Below are 16495 nucleotides of genomic sequence, written 5' to 3'. Positions count from 1 at the left end.
GGGTCAGTCGATCGCGTTCTTCACCGACTTGCCCGCGACCAGCCCGAGCACCAGGAAAATGACGAACAGCGCGATCGCGATGAAGAACAGGATTTTGGCGATTCCGACAAACGCTCCGCCGATACCACCGAAGCCCAGCGCACCCAGCACCAGTCCGACGACGAGAAATGTAATAGCGAGCTTTAGCATGGGGCGATCCTCCTGACCTGTCCTGCTTTTAACCGGCCAGACGGGTTGGTGTTCCCGTTACGGAATGCTGCCATCGACCCGGCGCTTCCTGACATTGGTACAAAGTATAACCAATTTTTAGGAGTCGAGAGAATACCAAAGAGTATCCAATGTCGTCACGGGAGTGCGAATGGTATTCCAAGATATGCTTTTGGTATGAATCGCAATCGATTCCTCACCTAAAGGACGGCTGCCGGTCGTCTGAATTTCGGGGGCGAATGCGGGGGAAATCTATTTCGATAGGCCTCTGTAATTCCTCACATTTATCAAAATCAGGGAAATTCTTCATGCGACCGACAATCAAGGTCAAATTGGCGGCGATCTTCGCCGTGCTTCTCGTGCTCATGGCGACGGTGATCGGCCTGGGCTTATTCAAGATGAATTCGCTCAACAGCGCGATCAACGATCTGGTCGCGGGCCCGGCCAAGCGCCTGGAACTGGCGCAGAGCTTCGTGATCAAGGCCAGCTATGTCGTCCGCCAGGAAAAGAATCTGGCGCTGACCAGTGACGATACGCTGATGCGGCAGATCGATGGCGATCTGATGAAGGCGCGCGGCGAGACGCAGGCTCTGCTGAACCAGGGCTATTCCAGCGCGACGACGGAATCGCGGCCGCTCTGGGAGCAGGCGCGGGCGAAGTGGGCCGAATTTCTGCCGTTGAACGACGAGATTCGCGGCTTGGGCCTGCGCAACGACAATGTCCGGGCGGGTGAGCTGTCCATTACCAAGTCGCGGGTTATCATCGGCCAGCTCAGCGAGGTGTCCGACCAGATCGTGGCGATGAACAAGCGCAGCATGGAACAGGCGGTGCGTGATACCGATACGCTTTACGATCAGGCGTTCATGGTCCTGCTGGTGACCGGGGCCCTGGCGTTGACGATCGCCATGGCCGGGGCGTTCTGGATCTCGCGCACAGTGTCGCGCGGACTGGCGACGATCGGCACCGCCGTGACGGCGGTGGCGGACGGTGACCTTTCCACCGAGATGCACGTCGAGACGAACGACGAGATCAAGGACTTGATGGAGATCGTGAACCGCATGATCGAGCGGCTGCGCGATACGATCGGCCAGACCAGCCTGTCGGCGCAGAATGTCGCGGCGGGCAGCGAAGAGCTGTCCACCACCTCGCAACAGGTCAGCCAGGGTGCCACCGAACAGGCGGCGGCGGCCGAGGAAGCGTCGGCTTCGATGGAGCAGATGGCCGCGAACATCAAACAGAATGCCGACAATGCCAGCCAGACCGAGAAGATCGCGCGCCAGTCCTCGATCGACGCCGACCAGAGCGGCGAGGCGGTGCAGCAGGCTGTGGTCGCCATGCGCACCATCGCCGAGAAGATCGGCATCGTGCAGGAAATCGCCCGCCAGACCGATCTGCTCGCCCTGAACGCGGCGGTCGAGGCGGCCCGTGCGGGCGAACATGGTCGCGGCTTCGCGGTCGTGGCGGCCGAGGTGCGCAAGCTGGCCGAGCGTAGCCAGGTGGCGGCGACCGAGATCAGCGGCATGTCGTCCGACACGGTGAAGGCGGCAACGCGCGCCGGGGAAATGCTGGGCAAGCTGGTGCCGGATATCCGCCGCACCGCCGAACTGGTCGCCGAGATCGGTGCCGCCTGTCGCGAACAGGATATCGGCGCGGTCCAGATCAACCAGGCCATCCAGCAGCTGGACATGGTGACGCAGCAAAATGCGTCGGCGTCGGAGCAAATCTCCTCCACCTCGGAAGAGCTTGCCAGCCAGGCCGAGGAGATGCAGCAGAGCATCGCCTTCTTCCGCATCGGACAAGCCGAGCGGCCCGCATCGCGGCCTGTGGTCCGGGGTATTTCGGCGAAGCGGATGCCTGCGCCGCGTCCCGGCTCGGTCGCGGACCAGCAGGCCCGGGCGCGCGGCTTTGCCCTCGATATGAGCACCGGGGCGCCTGATGCCGAAGACCTCGATTTCGGACGGGCGGCATGACCGGGGCGGCGGAAGAACATCAGGTCGTGATCTTCGGCCTGGGCACGGAGAGCTTTGCGCTCCCCGTCGCCCAGGTCCGAGAGATACTGGATCACCGCACCTGTTTCCGAATGCCCCATATGCCCGCATGGATATTGGGGCTGACCGATATCCGCGGACAGTCGGTCCCGGTGGTCGACCTACGCCTGCGCCTGGGGATGGCTCCGGTGGAGCCAACGCTGAAGACCCGAGTCCTGGTGACGGAGTTCCAGCCAAAGGCGGAAGGTGTGGGTCCTCAACGCCTCGGTTTGGTGGTGGATCAGGTTCTGGACGTCAGCCTCTACGATGCCGGGGCCGTGGAGTCGCCGCCTGCCATCGGAGGACGTTGGCGCAGCGAATGCGTCGCGGCCATTCTGCGCCACAAGGGCGATTTCGCCGCGTTGCTCGATCTGGCGAGCATTTTCGCCGAAGACGATCCGGCGATGCTGGATAGCACCGCTCTGGCAGGAGCCATCGCGGCGTAACGGGGGGCAAGTCGCCTTCGTCTGACGCCCTCGCATAAAAAAAGGCCCCGGCGAATACCGGGGCCTTTTTCCTGTCGGCTGGAGATGGCTCAGCCCTTGCGGCCCGCCTCGAACAGGAACCAGGCGCGCTCCTCGGCCTGATCGGTCCATTCGTCGACGATGCCGCTGGTGGCATTGTCCTTGGCCTCTTCGGCGGCGTCCTTCACGGCGCGGAAACGCTCGACCAGCTTCAGATTGTCGTCGCGCAACTCGACCAGCATGTCGGCGGCGGACACGAACTCGCGGTCATTGTCGGTGATGGTCTGGCGGCGCGCAATGTCACCGATCGAGCGCAGTGTGACGTTGCCGGTCTTGCGCACCCGCTCTGCGATGGCATCGGTCACGCCCAAGATCTGCGTGGCCTGATCGTCGAGCATCAGGTGATAGTCGCGGAAATGCGGGCCCGAGACGTGCCAGTGGAAATTCTTGGTCTTCAGGTAGAGCGCATAGCAGTCGGCGAGCGCGCCGTTCAGCGCGTCGGCGACGCTGGCGGTCGCGTTACGATTGAGGTCGGTCGGCGTATCGAGCGCCGGATTGATATCGGACATGGATCGGCTCCGCTGTCTGGATGGGGATCGTTGCGTAAACGATCCGATGACGCAATGGCTCCCACCCGTCCATGCACAAAGACCGTCCAGTCTGATCGAGCCGCTAGATCAGGCCCTTGGTCGCGAGCGCGACGACGATGGCGGCAAGGATCAACACCACGCCCGCCACGCTGCGAATCGCACGCCACGGCATGCGTCGCCATTCCCGCTCACCTAATAGCAAGGGGGGCGTCAGGGCACCAAGCAAGCCCAGCACGGCTCCGGGCCATGCGGCCCAGGGCAGCGGGGAGTGCGCCGCCGCCGCCGCGATCAGCAGCAACCCGGAATCGGCCGATAGGATTGCGCCGCCGCCGAACAGCGCGGTCCCGAACGCGCCCAGCCGTGGCCATCCGAACGGCGATCCCGCCCCGGCCCGCGATACGCCCAGCCCCCCGGTCAGCCCGATCCCAACCAGCGCCAGCGCGATCGCCAGGATCAGCGTCCGCGTCTCCGGCGTCACCTGCGGCGCCAGCGCGATGCCGAGCAGGACCGCACCCGCCGCCAGCACGCCTTGCGCGACCAGGACGCCGACCAGCACCGGAGCGATTCGTCCGGTCCGCTCGCCCAACTGCGTCGCAAAGCCGCTGAGCCGCCCGCCCGCCTGGGCGAGGAGCGTGACGACGAGGACGGTCATCAGCGCGTCCATTCAGCGCGCCAGTCGTACCGAACAGGCCTCGGCAAAATGCTGGGTGGTCTCCAGATCCTGGCGCTCGCTGGCGACCGCATCGGTCAGTATGGCCAGCCAGCCGTGAAAGGGGCCCGTCGCCGCGCCGCGCATCAGCGCGCGGTCGATGAAATGGGTGACGGTGACGGCAGGGGCCAGGTCATGGGCATGGGCCAGCCGGCGAATCGATTCGATGCCACGCATCAGGTCGCTGGCGGGGGTATAGGGCGCGCGAACGTCGAGCGCGGCGATCCGGGCCCAGAGCTGGTCGCGGATATCGCTGCCTTGGGGATTCGCCTCGGGCGAATCGGTCATGTCCATCGAGCGTATCCCCTCACCGTCATGGTGTCGCTATCGCCCCCGACTAGGAAGCCAGGCTGTCGGAGTATAGGGGTTTGCGTGTAAAGAGGGGCTTAAATCGGGCGAAATGCTTGACTCACGCCGGGCCATGGGCCATGGGCGGCCCTTATATAGCGGCGGCTCCGGCTGCCGCTTTCGCTTTTTCACGCATACAGGAACCAGGTCATGGCCAAGCCGACCACCGTCAAGATCAAGCTCGTCAGCTCGGCTGATACCGGCTTCTTTTACGTCACGAAGAAGAACCCGCGCACCAAGACCGAGAAGCTGAGCTTCAACAAGTACGACCCGGTCGTGCGCAAGCATGTCGAGTTCAAGGAAGCCAAGATCAAGTAATTCACGGGCGGGCGCCCGCTCGCGGCGCCCCGTGATTCTTGAAGGCGTGAAGCCGCCGCCCGAGAGGGTGTGCGGCTTTTTGTCGTGTGTGTGGCGGGCGTTCTTTCTGGATCGGCGGCCGGACGATGGTCGCTTCAGGAAAACCAGCCTCGCAAAGGGTTGTTCGGGTCTGCCAACAGCTTGATCGTGAGGGCGAACGACATCACGACCAGCAGCGGGCGGACGCCACGCCCGCCGAAACGAATGGCCAGCCAGGCGCCGACCTGATTGCCCGCGATATTGGCGACCGCCATGCTGAGGCCGAGAAGCCATAGCACCTTCCCGCCAGCGATCATCGCCGCCAAGCCTGCTATGTTGGTGGCGAGATTGATGAATTTCGTGTTGGCGATCGCTCTGACCAGTCCCAGCCCGCCGAGTGCGACGAGCGCGGTCGTCAGGAACGACCCGGTGCCGGGACCGAAAAAGCCATCGTAGAAGCCCAGTCCCCCGCAAACCAGCGTCAGGCCCCAGCGTCCCAATCGGGCATGGCGATCGACCTCGCTCATCTTGGGGGCGAGCAGGAAATAGAATCCCATCGCGATCAGCAGCAGCGGGACAAAGGCCGACAGAAAACTGGAATCGACATGCTGAACCGCCGTCGCCCCCAGCAAGGAGCCGATGAATGCGCCCGCCGCGGGGACGGCGAACGCCTTCAGATCGATTCGCCCCGCGCGCAGAAATGTCAGGACGGCGGAGCCCGTCCCCAAGGTGCTCTGCAATTTGTTCGTCGCGAGCGCGGCCACCGGCGGAATGCCCGCCGCCATCAGCGCCGGGATCGTGAGCAGCCCTCCACCGCCCGCCAGCGCATCGATGCTGCCCGCCATGAAGGCCACAAGGGTCAACAGGGAAAATGCTTCGATCGTCAGGTCCATAAGGTTCGCTAGACCTGCGCCCCCCCTTTTGCCAACCGCACGACCGCTGCCCCTGATTTCCGACGGGAAAGGGCTGGCATTGTCCTGTCAGGCTGCTTCAGCGAGATCGCGAACACCCGAAACACCTTGCAGGTACGGCACCCGACCCGGTCGACCGCTCCTTATGCCGCTTCCGGGTAGAGCGTGCCGATCAGCCAGTCGTGGAACAGCTTCACCGATTTCTGCTGCAGCGCGCGCGGGCGGCAGACGAACCAGTGGCTGTACGGACTGTCGACCTCGATATCGAACAGCCGGACCAGGCGAGGATCGTGCGCATGCTCGAAATGGCTGGCGTGCATGAAGGCAACGCCGAGCCCCTGCGCCACCGCCTCCAGCATCAGGCCACCCGAGTCGAAAAAGTCGATCGCCTTGGGCTTGATGTCGGTCAGTCCCGCGACCTGGCACCAGGCGGTAAAAGCGTCGGGCATTTCGCGGTGCAGCAATGCCGTCATGCCGTTCAGCTGTTCGGGGCGCAGCAGCGGGTTCGGCCCTTCCAGCAACCGCTTCGACCCGATGACATAGACTTTGTTGCGGTCGAGTCGCTTGGCGTAGAGCGAGGGGTCGATGTCACGGCCGAGCGCAATCACCGCGTCCAGCCCTTCGCCCAGCCGCGCGATGCCGTGCCCGGCGGTGTCGATGTCCAGATGCAGCTCGGGATGCGCGGCGCGAAGCAGGCCCATATGCGGGAACAGCCGCTGCGAGGCGTAGAGCGGCAGCACGCCCAGACGCAGGCGAAGCACCTCCTGCCCGCTGGTCATCGCCTCCACCGCGTCGGACAATTGGTCGAGCAGCGGTGCGATCTGTTCCATCAGCCGCTGGCCCTCTTCATTGGGTACCATCGCCTGATGCCGCCGCGCGAAGAGCGGCTTGCCGACGAAGCGTTCCAGCGTCTGCACCCGGCGGCTGAGCGCGGGCGCAGAGAGCGCCAGTTCCTCGGCAGCGGCCTTGATGGAGCCCAGACGGACGACCTGGACAAATGCTTCGATGGCACCCAGCGGTGGCAGCCTGCGCATGTCACACCTTACTCGTTGACCTATGGGTCAGAGGATTGCACAAACTGCAATCATAACCAAGCTTTTCGCACTTGCAACATAACGTTTCGCACCGCAAAAGGAACGGGCCTTTCAGGCATCCTCTCCTAAAAACTTTTACGGGCTGGTCGTTTCGATCGGCCCTTTTTTTTGCCTCGCTCCGGCGGCCGGGCCTTTCGCTGGCCGGAACCCGCCCCCACGTCCCGCGCTTTCGTGTGGAAACCGATAGCCAAGGGACGATCATGGCCGACAGCGACGCGCCGACCCGCAAGATACAGGTGGCCAATAGCCGCCCCGAGGATTCCGGGCGTGGCCTGGCCCATATGCCGCGCACGCTGATGGCGGCGCTGGGCATCACCGAGGGCGATGTTGTCGAGATCGTCGGCAAGCAGGCGACGCCTGCGCGCGCCGTCGCCCCCTATCAGGAGGATGAAGGGCTCGACCTCTTGCGCATCGACGGGTTGCAGCGGGCGAATGCGGGCGTCGGCTCGGGCGATTTCGTCGAGGTGCGCAAGGTCGAATCGAAGCCCGCGACTCGCGTCGTCTTCGCCCCCGCGCAACAGAATCTGCGGCTCCAGGGCTCGGCCCAGGCGCTCAAGCGCACCTTCTTCAATCGGCCGCTCTGCCAGGGTGATGTGGTCGCCACGGCGGGGCAGCAGCGGGTCACCAACATGCCGCCGGGCGTCGCGCAATTCATGAACGCGCCCGCCTATGCGCTGCAGGAAATCCGCCTCGCGGTCGTGGCGGCCAGCCCTAAGGGCGTGGTCCATATCGACGAGAATACCGAGGTCGAGCTGCGCCCCGAATATGAGGAACCGCGCGAGGCGCGGCGCGCCGACGTCACCTATGACGATATCGGCGGCATGGCCTCGACCATCGACCAGCTGCGCGAGATGGTCGAGCTGCCGCTGCGCTATCCCGAATTGTTCGAGCGGCTGGGCGTCGAGCCGCCCAAGGGCGTGCTGCTCCATGGCCCGCCCGGCACCGGCAAGACCCGGCTGGCTCGCGCCGTCGCCAATGAATCGGATGCCCAGTTTTTCCTGATCAACGGTCCCGAGATCATGGGCTCGGCGTACGGCGAATCGGAACAGCGCCTGCGCGAGATTTTCGAGGAGGCAACCAAGTCCGCCCCCTCGATCGTCTTCATCGACGAGATCGACTCGATCGCCCCCAAGCGCGACCGCGTGCAGGGCGAGGCGGAGAAGCGCCTCGTCGCGCAGCTGCTGACCCTGATGGACGGGCTGGAGGCGCGCGCGAACCTGGTCATCATCGCCGCGACCAACCGGCCCGAGGCGATTGACGAGGCGCTACGGCGGCCGGGCCGCTTCGACCGCGAGATCGTGGTGGGCGTGCCCGACGAGCGCGGGCGGCGCGAGATTCTGGGCATCCATACGCGCGGCATGCCGCTGGGCGATAAAGTCGACCTGAACGAGTTGGCGCGCACCACCTTCGGTTTCGTCGGGGCCGATCTGGCCGCGCTGACCCGCGAGGCGGCGATCGAGGCGGTGCGCCGGATCATGCCGCGCCTGAACCTGGAGGAGCGGACCATTCCGGCCGAGGTGCTCGACACGCTGTCGGTGACGCGCGAGGATTTCCTGGAGGCGTTGAAGCGCGTCCAGCCCTCGGCGATGCGCGAGGTGATGGTGCAGGCCCCGACCGTTCGTTGGGAGGATGTCGGCGGCCTCGACACCGCGCAGATGAAGCTGAAGGAAGGCGTCGAGCTGCCGCTGAAGGACCCGGATGCGTTCCGCCGTCTGGGCATCCGGCCCGCCAAGGGCTTCCTGCTTTATGGCCCGCCCGGCACCGGCAAGACCCTGCTCGCCAAGGCGGTCGCGCGAGAGGCGCAGGCCAACTTCATCGCCACCAAGTCGAGCGACCTGCTGTCCAAATGGTATGGCGAGAGCGAGCAACAGATCACCCGGCTGTTCGCCCGGGCGCGACAGGTGGCACCGACGGTGATCTTCATCGACGAACTGGATTCGCTCGTCCCGGCGCGTGGCGGCGGGCTGGGCGAGCCGCAGGTGACCGAGCGGGTGGTCAACACCATCCTGGCCGAGATGGACGGGCTGGAGGAGTTGCAGTCGGTCGTCGTGATCGGCGCGACCAATCGGCCCAATCTGGTCGATCCCGCGCTGCTGCGGCCCGGTCGGTTCGATGAGCTGATCTATGTCGGTGTGCCCGACAAGGCGGGGCGGCGGCGCATCCTGGGCATCCAGACCGCCAAGATGCCGTTGGCCGAGGATGTCGACCTGGACGATGTGGCGGCGCGGACCGACCGTTTCACCGGTGCCGATCTGGGCGATGTGGTGCGCCGGGCGGGCCTGATCGCGCTGCGTAAGTCTCTGGGCGCAACGCAGGTCGACATGGCGGCCTTTGACGAGGCGCTGACCGAAGCTCGGGCGAGCGTGACCCCGGAGATGGAGCGCGATTACGAACAGATCGCGGCCAAGCTGAAGCAGGAGGCGGCGGCAATCCAGCCGATCGGCTTCATCGCACCGGGGATGCTGACGCCCAGGGGTGACAAGATGCCGTGACGCAAGCTTAAGCCCCTCCTCCCGGAGGGGGGAGGGGTTTGGGGTGGGGGCTATGCCCCAGGCGACGGTCTCGGTGAGACTCCTTGCCCTCCCCCATCCCCTCCCGCCTGCGGGAGGGGAGCGGCAAGGTCAGCCCGCTGGGTGAGATAATTCATTTTCCCACCCATAACTCCGCCCAACCTGCGCCACGGCGACCTCATAGCGCGCATACCACTCCGCTCGCCCGCGATCCCGGATCGCCGCATGCTCAGGGTGCGCCCGCCACGCCAGCGCGCTGGCTTCGTCGGCCCACCAGCTGACGGTGATCCCGATCCCGTCCGCGCCGCGCGCACTGTCGACCCCGCAATATCCCGGTTGCTGCGCTGCCAGCCGATCCATCGCCTCCGCCGCCGCGGCATAGCCCTGGGGATCGTTATCCGTCCGCGTTGACACGAAAATCACCGCGATCTGCCCCGTCCTGTCGGTCATAACGCTCCATCCACCGCACCCGCTTTGCGACGGAATGCACCTGCCGGCGGCAACCCAATAGCTTGAAAGTCGTTCGGCACCTGTGCGACGAGGGGATTTCCCTCGCGCGTCCCTTACGCGGGGATCACGAACGACAGGAACTCGATGCCCAGCTCGACCACCGCCGCGCGCAAGTCCCGCACCGATGCCACGGGGTATCCCTCGCCCGGCCAGATGTTTTTTCAGCAATTCCTGAAGCATCCGGTGATGGTGGGCTCGATCATTCCGTCGTCGGGCAAGCTGATCCGCAAGATGCTGGGCCCGGTCGATTGGGCCAATACCAAGCTGTTCGTCGAATATGGCCCGGGCGTCGGCACCTTCTGCCGCCCGATTCTGGAGCGCATGGCGCCCGACGCGATGCTGATCGCGATCGATACCAATGCCGATTTCTGCGACTATCTGCGCCACACCATCATCGACTCGCGTTTCAAGGCGGTGAACGGATCGGCGGCGGACGTGCAGAAGATCGTGCGCGATCACGGCTTCGACCATGCCGACTACGTCCTGTCGGGCCTGCCCTTCTCCACCCTGCCGCCCGGCGTTGGCCCGGCGATCGCGCAAGGCACGCATGACGTGTTGCGCCCCGGCGGCGCGTTCCTGGTCTATCAGTTCAGCCCCAAGGTGAAGGACTTCCTGGTCCCGCACTGGTCGAACATCGACCACGACATGGAATGGTGGAACGTGCCCCCGGCGCAGCTCTACTGGGCCTGGAAGGACTGATTTTCATCCTCCCCGGCACGGGGAGGGGGACCATGCGAAGCATGGTGGAGGGGGCGTGCCGATAAGGACGTCCTGTTTGGAAGCCCCCCTCCGTCAGGGCTCCGCCCTGCCACCTCACCGCGAGCGAGGAGGATCAATCGCCATCGGGCGACTCGATCCCGAAATTCAGCCCCCGCGATACCGACGGATCGATCACTGCGATCAGCAGATAGGCTCCGAATTGGCGCAGTCGCTGGAACCAGCCGGTGTTGCGCTTGTACCAGTCGGGCGTGATCGCCTCCGACCGAACGACCTCGCCATCGACATAGGCGCGGACATGATCCGCAAAGGCCTTGTCCTCCACCCTCAGCATCAGTTCCAGGTTCACGAACAGGCTGCGCATATCGAAATTGGCCGAGCCGACATGCACCGCATCGTCGATGACGTATAGTTTCGTGTGCAGCTTGGTGAGTTGATATTCATAGATGCGCACGCCCTTGCGCAGCAGGCCCGCATAGGTGAAACGCGCCGCCGCGATCGTCGCTTCATTGTCCGATTTGCCCGCCGTTACGATCCGCACCTCGGCGTCGCGGCGACCGGCGCGATCGAGTCGCCGGAGCATAGTCGGACTGGGGGTGAAATAGGCGGCAATCACATCGATCCGCCGCCCCCGCCGCATATCGTCGCGCACCGTCCGCGCCCAGGGCGACAGCCGCCGCGTCGGTCCGCCGATCAGCCATCGCAAGCGGCCCGCCGACTCGCTCCAATGCGCCAGCGCCTTGTTCAGGTCGCGCAACCGGCCCTTCGGGTTTTCGGTCCAGGCGAACAGCGCATCGAAATAGCCCGCCATGCGCGCCGCCGCCGGCCCCTCGACCAACAGGCCCAGGTCGCGCCAGCTCTGGTCGGCGGGGGTGCCGAAATAGTCATCCTCGATATTGAAGCCGCCGATGATGATCGAGGGCGCGGGCGCTTCGGCATCGGCGAGCGCCAGCTTCTGATGGTTTCGCAGCAGATAGCGGCGGCCGAAGCGCGGCTCGAACCGTGACAGCCGCGCGCCCGTCTCGATCAGCGGGCGGAAGAACGCCTCGTCCGCGCCTGCGCCGAAGCCGTCGACGATCACCGATACCGCCACCCCGCGCCGCGCCGCCGCGATCATCGCATCGCGCACCCGCCGTCCGGCCGCGTCATCGGTATAGATATAATAGAGGATGCGCAGCGAAACCCGCGCCCCCTCGATCAGCGCGAGCAGCGCCTCCAGCCGCCGGGGACCCGTGTCGAGCAGGGTCAGGTCATGGCCGTCGACCCGGAAGCGGGGCTGCTCGGGCGGGGTGGACGGCGGCGGGGTGGACAGGAGCTGGGCGGTGTCGTCGGGCAAGGTCATCCTCTCGATAGCGTAACGATTCAGGCAAGCCGGGCGTTGCATGTCCCAAGGCTTTTGACTTGCTGGCGCATTGCTGTTAGGTAGCCCGCTTTCATCCCAGCATTATTTGCGAAGGACACACGCATGGCGCGCGTCACCGTCGAGGATTGCGTCGACAAGGTTCCCAACCGTTTCGATCTGGTGCTGTTCGCGGCGCAGCGGGCTCGTCAGATCTCGGGTGGAGCGGACCTGACCGTCGATCGCGATCGCGATAAAAACCCGGTCGTCGCGCTGCGCGAGATCGCCGAGGAAACCGTTCGTCCGACTCATTTGGAAGAGTCGGTCGTCAACAGCCTGCAGCGCGTCCAGATCGACGACGAGGACGAGGCGGATGACGTCGGCAGCCTGCAGGCCTCGGCCGAGGCGCTGCGCCTGACCGCGGCTGCCCCGCCGCGCAACCAGAATCTGGGTGCCGACTACGACGGCTGATCGGCCGTCTTCGGACTCGGACATGAAAAAGGGCCGGTGCGAACCCCTCGCACCGGCCCTTTTCGTATTCGCCCGACAGGCTCAATAGCCGCGCCAATAATCCCAGCGCGCCGCATGACGCTCATGCCGCGCGAAACGCGCATCGCGCCACGCCTCGTGCCGACGGACGGCGGCGGCATGGGCATAGGCATCGGCCGCCCGGTAATCGCCATAATAGGCGGCCGTGTCGGCGGCCCGCTGGTCGCGCCCCGCCTGATAGGCATGGACCTCTGCTCCCCGCGCCGCCTGATGCGCGCGATACTCGTCATAACGCCAGTCCTGCGCGCTGGCGGTGCCCGCCGTCAGCAAGGCGCCACCGGCCAGCGCGACCAGCAATCCCGTCCTGAACATGGTCATCGCAACATCCTCGAAACGATAAGCTCCCGTATGTGGCCGAGATTGCGCCGCTTATCCTGAATGGCGCGTGGCGGCGGCGTTCAGCGAATTGGCAGGATGGTGGTGACGATCAGGGCGGTCCGGTACGAAAGCGGAGGCCATGAGCAAGGCGCTGACGATGACGGCAAAGATCAGGCCCATGACCAACTGCTGGCGGATGGCTCGTTGGTGATCGTCGGTGACGGGGTAATCCCAAATCCGGGCTGCGAATAGGATTGCCGTGTCGGGCGATGCGAACATCATGATCTCGCCGCGTGACGCGGGCCGGTCGAAGACCGGCGTAAAGAACAGGGCGACGTTGACGGCTGTCGCGAGCCCCAAGCCGATCCAGGGCCAGCTTTCGCCCGAAGAATCCCAGCCGAGCTTCGCAATGAAAGCCAGGCATGCTCCGGCGCATGCGATCCGGTAGGTGGTGTCAAACGGAATGCCCAACCCATCTTGCAATTCTATGCCTACCGCGACGAACGCGATGATGCCGATGAGGATCAGAAAAAAGCTGCGCAGGCGCTTCCTGAACGAACAATCCTGGATCATGCCTTCTGTCTCACCCATGTCGGCAGCGTATCATCCGAAAGCCTGTTGATAACATCAGCAGCTATACCTTGGCATCATACCCCCGTTGCCTTCGCGCTGTATTGACACACTAACACACATGCGTCATCCTTCTCCCCATCTCAACAGGGAGAACGTCCATGTATAGCGAGAGCGACATCGACGGTGCGGTGGCGGCGGGGGCGATTTCGCCCCAGGCGGCATCGGCGCTGCGGCAGCATGTTGCGACGGCGCATGCCGCGCCGGCCGTCGACGAGGAGCATTTCCGGCTGCTCACCGGGTTCAACGACATCTTCGTGTCGATCGCGATCGCGCTGCTGCTCGCCGCGCTGGGGCAGATCGGGTTCCGCATCAGCCATGGGCTGGGCGGTGGCTTCGTCGCGGCGGCGGCGTGGATGCTGGCCTTCTACTTCACCGCCAAGCGGCGCATGGCGCTGCCCAGTATATTGCTGCTGCTCGCCTTTGTCGGCGGGGTCGCGGGCGGGCTGATCGGGCTGATCGAGACGATCTGGCCGCATATCGACGGTACTGCGGGCGCGCTGGCGGTGTCGGGCGTCGGGCTGGTCTCGGCAGGCGCGGCCTGGCTGCACTGGCGGCGGTTCATGGTGCCGATCACCGTGGCGGCGGGGGCGGCCGCGCTGGTCGGGGTCGCGATCGGGCTGGTCATGGCGGCCGTGCCCGACATCAAGCAGGGCGTGTGGCCGATGCTGCTGCTCTGCGGGCTGGGCGTGTTCGCGCTCGCGATGCGCTGGGACATGTCGGACCCGAAGCGTGAGACGCGGCGTGCCGACGTGGCCTTCTGGCTGCACCTGGCCGCGGCACCGATGATCGCGCACCCGATCTTCCAGATGCTGGGCGTGTTCGACGGCGATATCGGCGCGGGCGTCGCGGTGATCGTGCTGGCGCTGTACCTGCTGTTCGCCGGGATCGCACTGGCGGTGGACCGGCGGGCGCTGCTCGTGTCCAGCTTGGTCTATGTGCTCTATGCGCTCTATTCGCTGTTCCGCAGTGCGGGCGCGGTGGAGCTGGGGGCGGCCTTCACCGCGCTGGTCATCGGCTCGGCGCTGCTGACCCTGTCGGCTTTCTGGCAGCCGATGCGACGGACCGTGGTCGGCTGGCTGGCGCAACCGATGCGCCTGCGCCTGCCGCCGGTGCACCAGCCCGCGTGACGGGACAGTGCCGCCGTCCGGTCCCTTGGGAGCGGGCGGCGGCACCCGGATGGATCAGGATAGGCTTGGCGATATGACCCGTGACGAGCTGGAGCTCGGCCAGACCTTGCGGGGCAGACGGCGGTCGCGCCGCGTCCTCGACCTGCTGGAGGCGTGGACCATGGTCGGGGTCATGGCCTCCGCCCTGTCCGCCCATCGCCAGGCGGCACTGGTCGAGCGGCTGCGGCCCGCCATGCGGCACCGGCTGCGCCTGGTGTCCTCGTCGTCCGATGCGATCGTGCCTGCGATCGACGCGTTTGCGGCGGGTCATGGCACGGTGGTTCTGATCGGATGGCAGGTCGAGGACGAGCCGGCGCTGCTCCTGTCGTTCAAGGCGCTCAACCGCGCGGTGCCGCATCTGCGAACGGTCTATCCGGACGGCTTCGTCCTGTTGAACGAGCCGCTGACCGACGCCCTTCTGATCGAGGTCGACCCGGACGATCCCGCCGGACCGTATATCGACCGGCTGTCATTGGACTCGGAGCCCTAACCGTCTTTAGGGGCCCGCCGGTCAAGCGGGCCCCATCATCCTCAATAGGCATAGGCCCGGACGAGATCGTACAGATAGTCCCGTCCATCATAGAGCGATGTGACCCGAATCCGCTCGTTCAGGCCGTGGATGCCCGACATGTCCTTTTCGATGAAGATACCCGGCGCGCCATAGACGGGGATGCCGATCGCCTGGAAGAAGATGCCGTCGGTGGCACCGGTCGACATCATCGGGACCAGCGGCACGCCGGGGAAGTGCTTGGCCGCCAGCGTCTTCATCGGGCCGATGATCTTCGGGTCGAGCTTGGGCGGAATGGCGGTCGGGCGGACCGGCTGGTTGGCGGTGACGGTGATCTTCGGCCCCGCCAGTTCCTTGAGTTTCGCCAGCGTCCCCTCGACCGTTTCGCCGGGGAAGATGCGGCAGTTGATATTGGCGGTCGCGCGCTGGGGCAGGGCGTTTTCGGCATGGCCCGCCTGGAGGAGCGTGGCGACGCAGGTGGTGCGCAGCGTCGAGTGCAGCGCCTTGTCCTGGCTGACGATCGCGTCGGCGGCCTTGTCCTCCGGGTTGGCGAGCAACCGGGTGATCGCATCGCCCAGCTGGCCGCCGACCTTCTGCGCGGTGGCGGTCAGGAAGGCGCGGGTGGTGTCGGTCAGGTGGATGGGGAATTCATAACCCTGCACCGCCTTCACCGCATCGGCGAGTTCGTAAATCGCGTTTTCCGGCGTCGGCTGCGAGCTGTGACCGCCCGGATTGGTCGCAAGGAAGGTGTAGTTCTGCGCGGCCTTCTCGCCGACCTGCACCGCCAGCAACTCGCGCTTGCCGTCCGAATCGAGCCGCCCGCCGCCGCCCTCGTTCAGGACGAATTCGGCGGCGATCAGGTCGGGCTTGTTCTTGGCCAGCCACTCCGCGCCATTGAAGGCGAAGGTCGTTTCCTCGCCACAGGTCAGCGCCATCTTGATGGTGCGCTTGGGCGGCGTCTTTTTCAGGCGGATCAGCGTGTCGGCCCAGACCGCGCTCATCGCCTTGTCGTCAACGGTGCCGCGTCCATAGAGGAAGCCGTTCTCTTCGATCAGCTTGAACGGATCGCGCGTCCAGTCCTCGCGCTTGGCCTCGACCACGTCGAGATGGCCGAGCAGCAACATCGGCTTCAGCGCCTTGTCGGTGCCGGGCAGGACCGCGACGATGCCGCCGTCCTTGGGATGTTCGGGGACCGAGAACAGGGTGATGTCGGCGTCCTTGTAGCCCGCCGCCTTCAAACGCTCGGCGATCTGGGCGGAGGCCTGGGTGCAGCTGCCGACCGACAGGCTGGTATTGGTTTCGACCAGCTGCTTGTACAGGTCAAAGAACGTCTTCTGGTCTGGCCTGTCCTGCGCCGCCGCGATGCCGGGTATCATCGCCCCGGGAATCGCCAGTGCCGCCGCCACCCCGCCGAGCCATTTCGCCAACCGCATGTGATCCCCCCTTGTTTTTGTGTTGGTGGGAATAGAGCGTGTCGTGGAGCGCGGTGCAAGCGGGGGAATTTTTCCTCCCCTGCAAGGGGAGGTGGCGCGCGCCAGCGCGACGGGGGGGTGTCCCGC

19 protein-coding genes are annotated in these 16495 nt (G+C 65.4%); 8 read left to right on the top strand and 11 right to left on the bottom strand.

Translation table 11 applies throughout. From position 1 onward, the window contains the following. Positions 1–3: 3 nt before the first annotated feature. Positions 4–189, bottom strand: coding sequence for a DUF1328 domain-containing protein (locus SSA01S_RS14860; RefSeq protein WP_058715250.1), 186 nt, complete (start codon positions 187–189; stop codon positions 4–6). 326 nt (positions 190–515) lie between these two features. Between SSA01S_RS14860 and SSA01S_RS14855 the strand changes: the two genes are divergently transcribed. Both SSA01S_RS14855 and SSA01S_RS14850 read left to right on the top strand, forming a co-directional pair. Further along, entirely contained in the window at positions 516–2177 is a 1662-nt protein-coding gene (locus tag SSA01S_RS14855; RefSeq protein WP_061780988.1) for a methyl-accepting chemotaxis protein, read from the top strand. Then, positions 2174–2680, top strand: a complete 507-nt coding sequence (locus SSA01S_RS14850; protein ID WP_061780987.1) for a chemotaxis protein CheW — start codon at positions 2174–2176, stop codon at positions 2678–2680. The genes SSA01S_RS14855 and SSA01S_RS14850 overlap by 4 nt, the downstream gene beginning before the upstream one ends. Positions 2681–2769: 89 nt before the next feature. On the opposite strand, the gene SSA01S_RS14845 is transcribed toward SSA01S_RS14850, so the two are convergent. The 3 genes from SSA01S_RS14845 to SSA01S_RS14835 form a co-directional block, all read right to left on the bottom strand. Continuing rightward, on the bottom strand, positions 2770–3267 hold the full coding sequence (locus tag SSA01S_RS14845) for a Dps family protein (RefSeq protein WP_061780986.1): 498 nt from the start codon (positions 3265–3267) through the stop codon (positions 2770–2772). A 103-nt stretch (positions 3268–3370) separates the two neighbouring features. Beyond that, positions 3371–3940, bottom strand: coding sequence for a TMEM165/GDT1 family protein (locus SSA01S_RS14840; protein ID WP_156477837.1), 570 nt, complete (start codon positions 3938–3940; stop codon positions 3371–3373). 12 nt (positions 3941–3952) lie between these two features. Further along, entirely contained in the window at positions 3953–4291 is a 339-nt protein-coding gene (locus SSA01S_RS14835) for a hypothetical protein (protein ID WP_240954514.1), read from the bottom strand. A 204-nt stretch (positions 4292–4495) separates the two neighbouring features. On the opposite strand from SSA01S_RS14835, the gene rpmG reads away from it, so the two are divergent. After that, a complete protein-coding gene (rpmG, locus tag SSA01S_RS14830) occupies positions 4496–4663 on the top strand; it encodes a 50S ribosomal protein L33 (protein ID WP_007407030.1) in 168 nt (55 codons plus the stop codon). 134 nt (positions 4664–4797) lie between these two features. Here rpmG and SSA01S_RS14825 read toward each other — a convergent pair whose 3' ends face one another. Both SSA01S_RS14825 and SSA01S_RS14820 read right to left on the bottom strand, forming a co-directional pair. Then, entirely contained in the window at positions 4798–5574 is a 777-nt protein-coding gene (locus tag SSA01S_RS14825; protein ID WP_061780984.1) for a TSUP family transporter, read from the bottom strand. Between the two features lie 161 nt (positions 5575–5735). Next, positions 5736–6626 carry a LysR substrate-binding domain-containing protein gene (locus SSA01S_RS14820; RefSeq protein WP_061780983.1) on the bottom strand — a complete coding sequence of 297 codons (891 nt, stop codon included), beginning with the start codon at positions 6624–6626 and terminating at the stop codon, positions 5736–5738. 260 nt (positions 6627–6886) lie between these two features. Between SSA01S_RS14820 and SSA01S_RS14815 the strand changes: the two genes are divergently transcribed. After that, positions 6887–9178 (top strand): CDC48 family AAA ATPase, encoded by a 2292-nt coding sequence (locus SSA01S_RS14815; RefSeq protein WP_061780982.1) that lies wholly within the window; start codon positions 6887–6889, stop codon positions 9176–9178. Positions 9179–9307: 129 nt separating this feature from the next. Here the strand turns inward: SSA01S_RS14815 and SSA01S_RS14810 are convergent, their stop codons facing one another. Next, positions 9308–9646, bottom strand: a complete 339-nt coding sequence (locus SSA01S_RS14810; protein ID WP_061780981.1) for an antibiotic biosynthesis monooxygenase family protein — start codon at positions 9644–9646, stop codon at positions 9308–9310. A 144-nt stretch (positions 9647–9790) separates the two neighbouring features. Between SSA01S_RS14810 and SSA01S_RS14805 the strand changes: the two genes are divergently transcribed. After that, positions 9791–10405 carry a class I SAM-dependent methyltransferase gene (locus SSA01S_RS14805; RefSeq protein WP_058718155.1) on the top strand — a complete coding sequence of 205 codons (615 nt, stop codon included), beginning with the start codon at positions 9791–9793 and terminating at the stop codon, positions 10403–10405. Positions 10406–10538: 133 nt separating this feature from the next. On the opposite strand, the gene SSA01S_RS14800 is transcribed toward SSA01S_RS14805, so the two are convergent. Continuing rightward, positions 10539–11765: a phospholipase D-like domain-containing protein gene (locus tag SSA01S_RS14800; RefSeq protein ID WP_061780980.1), complete on the bottom strand. Its 1227-nt coding sequence runs from the start codon at positions 11763–11765 to the stop codon at positions 10539–10541. Between the two features lie 123 nt (positions 11766–11888). Between SSA01S_RS14800 and rpoZ the strand changes: the two genes are divergently transcribed. Further along, entirely contained in the window at positions 11889–12233 is a 345-nt protein-coding gene (gene rpoZ / locus SSA01S_RS14795; RefSeq protein ID WP_058734009.1) for a DNA-directed RNA polymerase subunit omega, read from the top strand. Positions 12234–12314: 81 nt separating this feature from the next. Here the strand turns inward: rpoZ and SSA01S_RS14790 are convergent, their stop codons facing one another. Then, positions 12315–12629, bottom strand: coding sequence for a hypothetical protein (locus tag SSA01S_RS14790; RefSeq protein ID WP_061780979.1), 315 nt, complete (start codon positions 12627–12629; stop codon positions 12315–12317). 51 nt (positions 12630–12680) lie between these two features. Further along, entirely contained in the window at positions 12681–13220 is a 540-nt protein-coding gene (locus SSA01S_RS14785; RefSeq protein WP_061780978.1) for a hypothetical protein, read from the bottom strand. Between the two features lie 140 nt (positions 13221–13360). On the opposite strand from SSA01S_RS14785, the gene SSA01S_RS14780 reads away from it, so the two are divergent. Both SSA01S_RS14780 and SSA01S_RS14775 read left to right on the top strand, forming a co-directional pair. Then, positions 13361–14389, top strand: coding sequence for a hypothetical protein (locus SSA01S_RS14780; RefSeq protein WP_061780977.1), 1029 nt, complete (start codon positions 13361–13363; stop codon positions 14387–14389). A 73-nt stretch (positions 14390–14462) separates the two neighbouring features. Further along, positions 14463–14918 (top strand): hypothetical protein, encoded by a 456-nt coding sequence (locus SSA01S_RS14775; RefSeq protein ID WP_156477836.1) that lies wholly within the window; start codon positions 14463–14465, stop codon positions 14916–14918. Between the two features lie 41 nt (positions 14919–14959). Here SSA01S_RS14775 and SSA01S_RS14770 read toward each other — a convergent pair whose 3' ends face one another. Next, the gene (locus SSA01S_RS14770; RefSeq protein ID WP_061780975.1) at positions 14960–16369 is read right to left on the bottom strand and encodes a M20/M25/M40 family metallo-hydrolase; all 1410 of its coding nucleotides are present in this window, start codon (positions 16367–16369) and stop codon (positions 14960–14962) included. Positions 16370–16495 lie beyond the last annotated feature (126 nt).

Source organism: Sphingomonas sanguinis NBRC 13937 (genome assembly GCF_001591005.1).
Classification (GTDB): Bacteria; Pseudomonadota; Alphaproteobacteria; order Sphingomonadales; family Sphingomonadaceae; genus Sphingomonas; species Sphingomonas sanguinis.
The sequence above is the reverse complement of the archived record's forward strand: the minus strand, read 5'-3'. Positions and strand labels throughout refer to the sequence as shown.